This is a genomic window from Flavobacterium restrictum, from assembly GCF_007097245.1.
GTDB classification, from domain to species: domain Bacteria; phylum Bacteroidota; class Bacteroidia; order Flavobacteriales; family Flavobacteriaceae; genus Flavobacterium; species Flavobacterium restrictum.
Map to the genome: position 1 here is coordinate 1 of NZ_VJZT01000034.1, position 7077 is coordinate 7077.

The 7077-nt window shown below is 34.4% G+C and carries 8 protein-coding genes; 5 read left to right on the forward strand and 3 right to left on the reverse strand.

Features of this window, described 5'->3' with window-relative positions; all coding sequences use genetic code 11:
- Positions 1-765, forward strand: a 765-nt coding sequence (locus FNW21_RS15755) for an RHS repeat-associated core domain-containing protein (RefSeq protein WP_144257707.1), incomplete at its 5' end; no start/stop codon positions are given.
- Between the two features lie 10 nt (positions 766-775).
- Positions 776-1201: a hypothetical protein gene (locus tag FNW21_RS15760; protein ID WP_144257708.1), complete on the forward strand. Its 426-nt coding sequence runs from the start codon at positions 776-778 to the stop codon at positions 1199-1201.
- 343 nt (positions 1202-1544) lie between these two features.
- Here the strand turns inward: FNW21_RS15760 and FNW21_RS15765 are convergent, their stop codons facing one another.
- From FNW21_RS15765 to FNW21_RS15775, 3 genes are read right to left on the reverse strand one after another with little or no spacing between them, the layout of a single operon-like run.
- Entirely contained in the window at positions 1545-1841 is a 297-nt protein-coding gene (locus tag FNW21_RS15765) for a type II toxin-antitoxin system RelE/ParE family toxin (protein WP_144257709.1), read from the reverse strand.
- On the reverse strand, positions 1831-2067 hold the full coding sequence (locus tag FNW21_RS15770; protein ID WP_144257710.1) for a hypothetical protein: 237 nt from the start codon (positions 2065-2067) through the stop codon (positions 1831-1833). The genes FNW21_RS15765 and FNW21_RS15770 overlap by 11 nt, the downstream gene beginning before the upstream one ends.
- A 16-nt stretch (positions 2068-2083) precedes the next feature.
- Positions 2084-2443, reverse strand: a complete 360-nt coding sequence (locus FNW21_RS15775) for a helix-turn-helix domain-containing protein (RefSeq protein ID WP_144257711.1) — start codon at positions 2441-2443, stop codon at positions 2084-2086.
- 154 nt (positions 2444-2597) lie between these two features.
- Between FNW21_RS15775 and FNW21_RS15780 the strand changes: the two genes are divergently transcribed.
- From FNW21_RS15780 to FNW21_RS15790, 3 genes are all read left to right on the forward strand, one after another.
- Positions 2598-4967 (forward strand): CHC2 zinc finger domain-containing protein, encoded by a 2370-nt coding sequence (locus tag FNW21_RS15780; protein WP_144257712.1) that lies wholly within the window; start codon positions 2598-2600, stop codon positions 4965-4967.
- Between the two features lie 105 nt (positions 4968-5072).
- Positions 5073-5924 carry a tyrosine-type recombinase/integrase gene (locus FNW21_RS15785; protein WP_144257713.1) on the forward strand — a complete coding sequence of 284 codons (852 nt, stop codon included), beginning with the start codon at positions 5073-5075 and terminating at the stop codon, positions 5922-5924.
- Positions 5921-6781, forward strand: coding sequence for a tyrosine-type recombinase/integrase (locus FNW21_RS15790; protein ID WP_144257714.1), 861 nt, complete (start codon positions 5921-5923; stop codon positions 6779-6781). Before FNW21_RS15785 ends, FNW21_RS15790 begins: the two co-directional genes overlap by 4 nt.
- Positions 6782-7077: the final 296 nt, after the last annotated feature.

The following is a 7077-nucleotide window of genomic DNA, read 5'->3' on the forward strand; positions in this document are numbered from 1 at the left end:
AATTATGACCCTGCATTAGGACGTTGGATGAATATTGATCCATTGGCTGAAATTTATAGAAGATGGTCTCCTTACAATTATTGTGTTGATAATCCATTGAGGTTTATCGACCCTGATGGTATGGGAGCATATGATGTTACAATAGGTGGTTCGGATAAACAATTAGCTTTTACAGAATTACAAAAATCCGTACAAGGACAATTAAATTTGAGTATGGATACTGCTGGAAAAGTAACATATACTGCTGTACAAGGAGCAACTGTTGGTGCTGATGCCCAACAATTAACAACTGCAATTGATGACCATTCAATTAATGTTAATGTTGATGCAACAAATAATAAAACTACTTCTAATGGCAGTCAGTTTGTTGGGGGAGCATTTGGAGGTAATACAGTAACCCCTTCCACAACTACAGGCGGTACAGCGACGGTAAATGCTAATCAAGAAATAAACCCAACAGTTCTTGCGGCATCTGATGCTCCATATGGTAAAGCTGGTGCAAATACATTACACGAAGTTACAGAAGCATATCAGGGCGCAAAATTATCTCAAGCCTCTGGCGTTTCGTCAGGTGATTCAAATGCAGCTGGTTCAGTTTACCAAGCAGCTCATACAGCAGCTACTCCACAAGCAGGTCCAATAAATGCAAGGTATTATAATCAAGATGGTTTAGTAATTTTTCCAGTTTTCCAAAATACAGTACCCAGAGGAGCAGTAAAAGTTGATTATCTTGTTAATGGAAGCACCATTCAAACTAGTCCTTAAATAAATTATTATGAAAAATTATTTCTTATTCATTATTTTATTAATATTAGTAATATCTTGTAAAACAACATATACTGAAAGTGATATAAAAAACACATCTACAACATTTTACGAAATTTATAAAATAGATTCTATAAAGAATTATTATATCATTTACGCAAAAGATGAAAGATTAAAATTTAAGATTTTATCTAAAAAACAAAATCAATATAAATGTGATAAACTTAAGATAAATAACAAATATCCATTACAAATTTTACCACTTAGTCTTAATCCGCAAATGTTTGACAGTACAAGTCCTAATTATCTTAATAGATATAGCCATAGTTTATTATGCTATCCTTTAAAAGACTCTACAAATGTTTGTGTTGAGACTGGAATAGCAGACATATATTTCACGAAGAATATTGTAGGTCTTTGTTTTGTAAAAAACTAACCCCGACCGCTCGGATATGCTTAACGATAGCGCGGTTTTGTAAACCGTGCCCGCAAAGATGAGCTATAAAACAAGTGTTTAAAGATGAAAATAATAAAACCACTTCAATTCGAAGTGGTTTTTGCCTTTTATAGAGTTGCTACACCAGCTGCCCGAGGTCTTCCCAAAAAAGTCTAGGGTGCTGTACGAACCCGCTCTGCGAAGAGTTCCTTAAAAGATAAACGTTATTAAAACTAGGGTCGTGCTGTACGAATGTCTCCGACTTCGTACCCGTTCCAATAGGTACAGACAAAACAAGTCATAAAAAAACCGAGCAATTTGCTCGGTTTTTTTTATGGTTTGATTAAAACCTAGGTTGCTTTTTTGGGTCACGTTTGTTATGAAAACAGGATAAAACCCTAACGGTATTGCGATTTTCATTAACTACAAAATACAGCGAATAAGGATATTTTTTTAGTTTTAGCGATCGAATATTTTTATAACGAATCCTGAAAAAAGGATTTGTTTTTAGCGTGTTATAAACACTTTGCAACTGGATTACAAAATTATTTGGAATATCTAAATAGTTTGGGAGATAACTATCAATTGCTTTTTCGATTTCTTTTTGAGCACGAGGCGAAACTATAAGATTATAAACCATATTTTGTTTTCAATTGCTTGATGGACTCATCAGCAGTTATATAATCGCTTTCGTCTTCTAGTAATCTTTCATCTAAAAGAGTTGCCATTTCTTGCGAAATTTCAAAATCTTGCTCTTCCTCTTCAATTGTTATGGTTATTGGTCTTGATTTAAAAGCCACTTTTATAGCGTCTAAAATATCAGAATTTACTTCTTGTGCCGATGATAAATGATACGTTGTGTACATAAATTATTTTTTAAAATTAAAGCGATAATGCCGATGACATAGTGTCTCGAAGTCTTTTGTTTGCTACCAATCCGTCAACAATAGTATAAAGTGACGCTTGTTCTTTTTGGTCTAACAATTCTATAAGTCTTATTTTTTCCATAATAGTTTTGTCTGCCGAATTGATGTCCTTAAAAATAGTTTCACTAATGAATAATTCAGATAAATCAATCCCTAATGCTTTAGTTATTTTTTCTAAAGTATTGGTTGTAGGGTCGGTTTTGCCATTTTCAATTTTTGAATATTGACTTTGATCCATTTGAACCATATTTGAAATTTCTTTTTGAGATAGTTTTTTTGCTTCTCTAACGGTTTTTATTTTTTCTCCTATATTCATAACTTCGGGTGTTTTATATCTACAAATATATCTAATTATGTTATTTTAATCAAATACAAAAAATAACAAACTTTTTATTTGGACTTATATAGCATATTTTATAATATTGCACAATAGATATAAATATCCAAAAATAATTTTACCCTAATATTCAATGGAAATCCAAGACATCAAACAAAATCTATTCTTAACCCAAGTATTAGAAAATTACAGCTTACAGCCCAACAAAAACAATATGCTCCGTTGTCCGTTCCACGAGGATAAAACAGCGAGCCTACAAATTAACCCAACCCAAAATAAATACAAATGCCACGCTTGCGATAAAAAAGGCGATGTCATCCAGTTTGTTCAGGATTATGAAAAGCTAACCAAACACGAAGCACTAAAAAAATGTACGGCAATGATAGGAACAATACAGCCAATCCAAAAAGCGACACCAACAGAAGCAAAAGAAACTCTAATCAGTAGTAAAGAAAGAACGGCATTTATAGAAAAAATCTTTGCTTCGTTCAAAAATGCTTCTTCTCGTTCCCAACCAGCAAAGGATTATTTACAGCAAAGAAATTTAGATCTAAAAAAAATAGAAGTTGGTTACAATGGTGGGCAATTCCATCACGGACAACGAAAAGAGGATAGTTTAATACAAAATTGTTTAGCCTACGGTTTACTAATCGATAATAACAGAAAGGGCAATACAGGAGAAATAGTGTATACTGTTTTTGGAAAGTATGGTATTGTTTTTCCGCTAAAAAACCAAGATAATCAAATTGTTAGCTTGTATTTTAGAAACACATTAGACAAAGAAAATGCAAAACATTTTTATTTAAAAAACCGACAAGGTTTATATCCAAATTACCCCAATCCAGCCACCAAAATACTAATCCTAACCGAAGCCATTATAGATTGTGCGAGCTTGTTACAAATAGACGAAATCAATGAAAATTATTCATTACTAGCCTGTTACGGAACCAACGGATTAAACGAAGAAATATTAAAAGCAATAAAAAATTTAGACCAATTAGAGGAAATTATCTTCTTTTTTGATGGAGACAAAGCAGGAAAAGAAGCAGGGAAAAAATATAGCGAAGTTCTACGAACACTACAACAAACGATAAAAATTAGCCAAGTCGAAACACCTGAATATGAAGACGTAAACAGTTTAATTATTGGACACGAAAAAGAAATACTAATCCATTTAATTGACCAAAGAAAAGAGATTATTGAGAGAAACGAAGCAATCTCTTCTTTTTGCTCCGCCAGTTCGCTATCGCTCGGGTCAATTGAAGAAAAAACAGTCCTAAAACCTACTGAAGACAAACCAAAACCGCTAAATTTAGAAAACACGGTTGACTTTTTAAAGCAAAATAATCTACTTCAGAAACTGAATATTTTAATCGAAAAAAGTGGCATTATTGGAGAAGAAAACAGCCGATTATTATTGTTCATTATCGCATCGAGCTACAAAACAAAACAGCCATTACACGCCATTGTACAAGGAAGTTCGGGAAGCGGAAAAACGCATTTAATCAGTAAAATTGCGGACTTAATGCCACAAGAAGACGTTTTACGATTTACAAGAATTACAGAAAGTTCTCTTTACAATTGGGGAGAATACGACCTAGTAAACAAACTGTTAATCATCGAAGATTTAGACGGATTAAAAGAAGAAGCAATGTTTGCAATGCGAGAACTCATAAGCAATCAAAGGCTATCGAGTTCGGTATCGGTCAAAGACAAAAAAGGAAATATAAAGAGCGTAAAGAAAGAAGTAAAAGGCGTTTTTAGCAGTCTGTCAGCCACCACCAAAGGCGATTTATACGAAGATAATATGAGTAGAAGTTTTTTACTAGCAGTAGATGAAAGCCAGGATCAAACCGACAAAATCATAAACTATCAAAACAAGCGAATAGCGGGAGAAATCAACGAAAAAGAACAAGAAAAAGCCAAAATACAGTTGCAACAAATAATGCGAATCCTTCAAAATGAAGAGGTACAAAATCCGTTTGCCACACAAATACAATTGCCCGAAAACGTACATAAAAAACGACGGTTAAATGAAATGTTCCAAAGCATTATCAAGCAAATTACCATTCTAAACCAGTTCCAAAGAACATCCAATAACGGAAAAATACAAACCGAAATCCAAGATGTAGAAAACGCAGTAGAAATACTTTTTGAGAGTATTATTTTAAAGATTGACGAGCTGGACGGCAGTTTAAGACAGTTCTTTGAAAAGCTAAAAAAGAAGTTTAAAACCGATGATTTTACACGTTTTGAAGCAATGGAAACCACAGGATTTAAAAAGACACAATTGCAACATTATATCAATCAATTGGTGCAGCTGGAATACATCAAACAATTTGGACACGGCAACAAAGGATTTAAGTATAAAATCTCTTATTTTGATGATATACAAAGCGTTAGAAAGAAATTAAAAGAACATTTTACAAAACAGATTCAAAACCTAAAACCGAACACTAACGGCAACCAAACGAACACTAAACGAACGCTAGAAATGAGCTAACAATCTAAAATATAAACTCTTAAATCTAAAATGTAATTAGTGTTCGGTCAAAATAAAAAGTACAAACTAAAAAGCATCATAACTAATAAAAAGGTCATAATCATTATGTTTGAAAACACAATTTATGAATTTAGAAAAGAACTGGAAAACCTGGGGTATTGCCAAACAGTAGTCAAAACGTACCCAAAATATGTTGTTCATTTTTTTGAATTTACAAAGGAAATCCCCACCCAAATAACGGCAAACCAAATCAAAATCTATCAGGCACATTTGCGGGAAAAACCAAACCAAGCCAAAGACGGAAAGTTAAGCCAAAGTCACGTTCACAGCCAGTTGTTAGCCATCAGAATCTATTTTGAATATCTGGAAAGAATCCAAAAAATCAGCAAAAATCCTTTTACCCTAAAGCTGAAATCCCCCATAAACGAAATCAAAATAATCCTTACCCAAGAAGAAGTCGGAACACTTTACGAGCATTGCCGAACAGCGCAGGAATGGGCAATAATGCACCTGTGTTACGGTTGCGGACTGCGAAGAAGCGAAGCCCAAAACCTAAATGTTGCCGATGTTCATTTAGACAAAAAACTATTATTTGTTCGAAAAGGAAAGGGCAAAAAAAGAAGAGTAATCCCCATTACGGAAATGATTGCCAAAGATTTAGAGAAATATGTAGAGATAAGAGCCTTTAGTGCAACAGAAAACGAAACGAGTTTTTTAATCGACAGCAAAGGAAACAGAATGCTGGCAAGCACGATTTATAAAACCTTTAAAAGCCTTTTTAAAAGAACCAAAAACCATCCCGATCAAAACATAAGCCTGCATCATTTACGCCACAGTATTGCCACACATCTACTTGAAAATGAAATGAGTATTGAAATGGTTAGAAACTTTTTAGGACATCAAAGCTTAAAAACAACTCAAATTTATACCCGAATAAATCAACTAAAAATGCGATGAACATACAAGACTATTTAGAAGAAAACCTGCACCCATCCACTGCTAAAAACTACCTGTATGAAATCAATAAATTTAGGTTATTGAACCGAAAAACAGAAGATTACAACTATCAGGATGTAATGGAATATGTAGAAGAATTACGCAAAAGTTACCCTCCAAACACCATCAACAGGATTGTATCGGCAATCAAAAAATACTACGATTATCTGCAGGAAACAGAGCAAAGAAGCGACAATCCAGCTAGAAGTATAAAACTTCGGGATGCCAAAGATAATCCCATCCAATTACAAGATTTATTCTCCGAAAAAGAACTGCAAAAACTGTTAGAACCTAGAATAGAACGTTATCCATTTTTGACCAAAAAGAATCAAATTATAATGAGTTTATTGGTTTATCAAGCCTTGAAGTCTGGAGAAATTATCCAATTAAAAACAGACGATATAAACCTTGAAAAAGCCACCATACAAATAATCGGCACAGGAATAACCAACAGCCGAATTTTACCTTTAAAAGCCCAACAAATCCTTTTGCTGTACGAATTTATCAATCAGGACAGAAACAAGCTGAAAACGGTTAGAAACGATGAAAATGCTTTGTTGTTGGGAAAACTCGGAACGCCAATACAAGTGGACGACATCCATTATTTAATCAGTACGTATCAAAAGGAATTTGCTAAAAACCTAACCACAATAACCATCAGACAAAGTGTAATCACGAATCTTTTAAACAAAGGAAACGACCTGCGAATGGTTCAGGAATTTGCAGGTCACAAACATCTGGACACTACCGAAAAATACCGCCAAACAGGAATTAAAGCCTTGCAAAATGCGATCGACAAACATCATCCAATCAAATAAATTTAGGTTTAAAAAGGGAAATCCGAATTTAAACAGCAGAGAAATAAAGCGGTCTCCCTCCGGTCGCTTCCTTTGTTCCGTTCGGCTGTTCCAGTCGGTCATTCTTCCCTCCATTCCACAGTCCACTCGTCAGCATAGCACCTGCCAGCCCTGAAAACGGGCAGGCAGTTACTACGCTTCCTCGCCCTCATCTCCACACGGTCGCTTCCTGCGTTCGTTGGGGCTACTACATCCACAATACCGCTTCATTGCGTTTTGCTTCGTAAACTACGCTGCACTTCATTCAGCCGTATTTG

Bases quoted from the DNA above. Each gene is read 5' to 3' on its own strand.
- FNW21_RS15760 (WP_144257708.1), top strand. From the start codon at position 776: ATGAAAAATTATTTCTTATTCATTATTTTATTAATATTAGTAATATCT.
- FNW21_RS15765 (WP_144257709.1), bottom strand. From the start codon at position 1,841: ATGGTTTATAATCTTATAGTTTCGCCTCGTGCTCAAAAAGAAATCGAA.
- FNW21_RS15770 (WP_144257710.1), bottom strand. From the start codon at position 2,067: ATGTACACAACGTATCATTTATCATCGGCACAAGAAGTAAATTCTGAT.
- FNW21_RS15775 (WP_144257711.1), bottom strand. From the start codon at position 2,443: ATGAATATAGGAGAAAAAATAAAAACCGTTAGAGAAGCAAAAAAACTA.
- FNW21_RS15780 (WP_144257712.1), top strand. From the start codon at position 2,598: ATGGAAATCCAAGACATCAAACAAAATCTATTCTTAACCCAAGTATTA.
- FNW21_RS15785 (WP_144257713.1), top strand. From the start codon at position 5,073: ATGTTTGAAAACACAATTTATGAATTTAGAAAAGAACTGGAAAACCTG.
- FNW21_RS15790 (WP_144257714.1), top strand. From the start codon at position 5,921: ATGAACATACAAGACTATTTAGAAGAAAACCTGCACCCATCCACTGCT.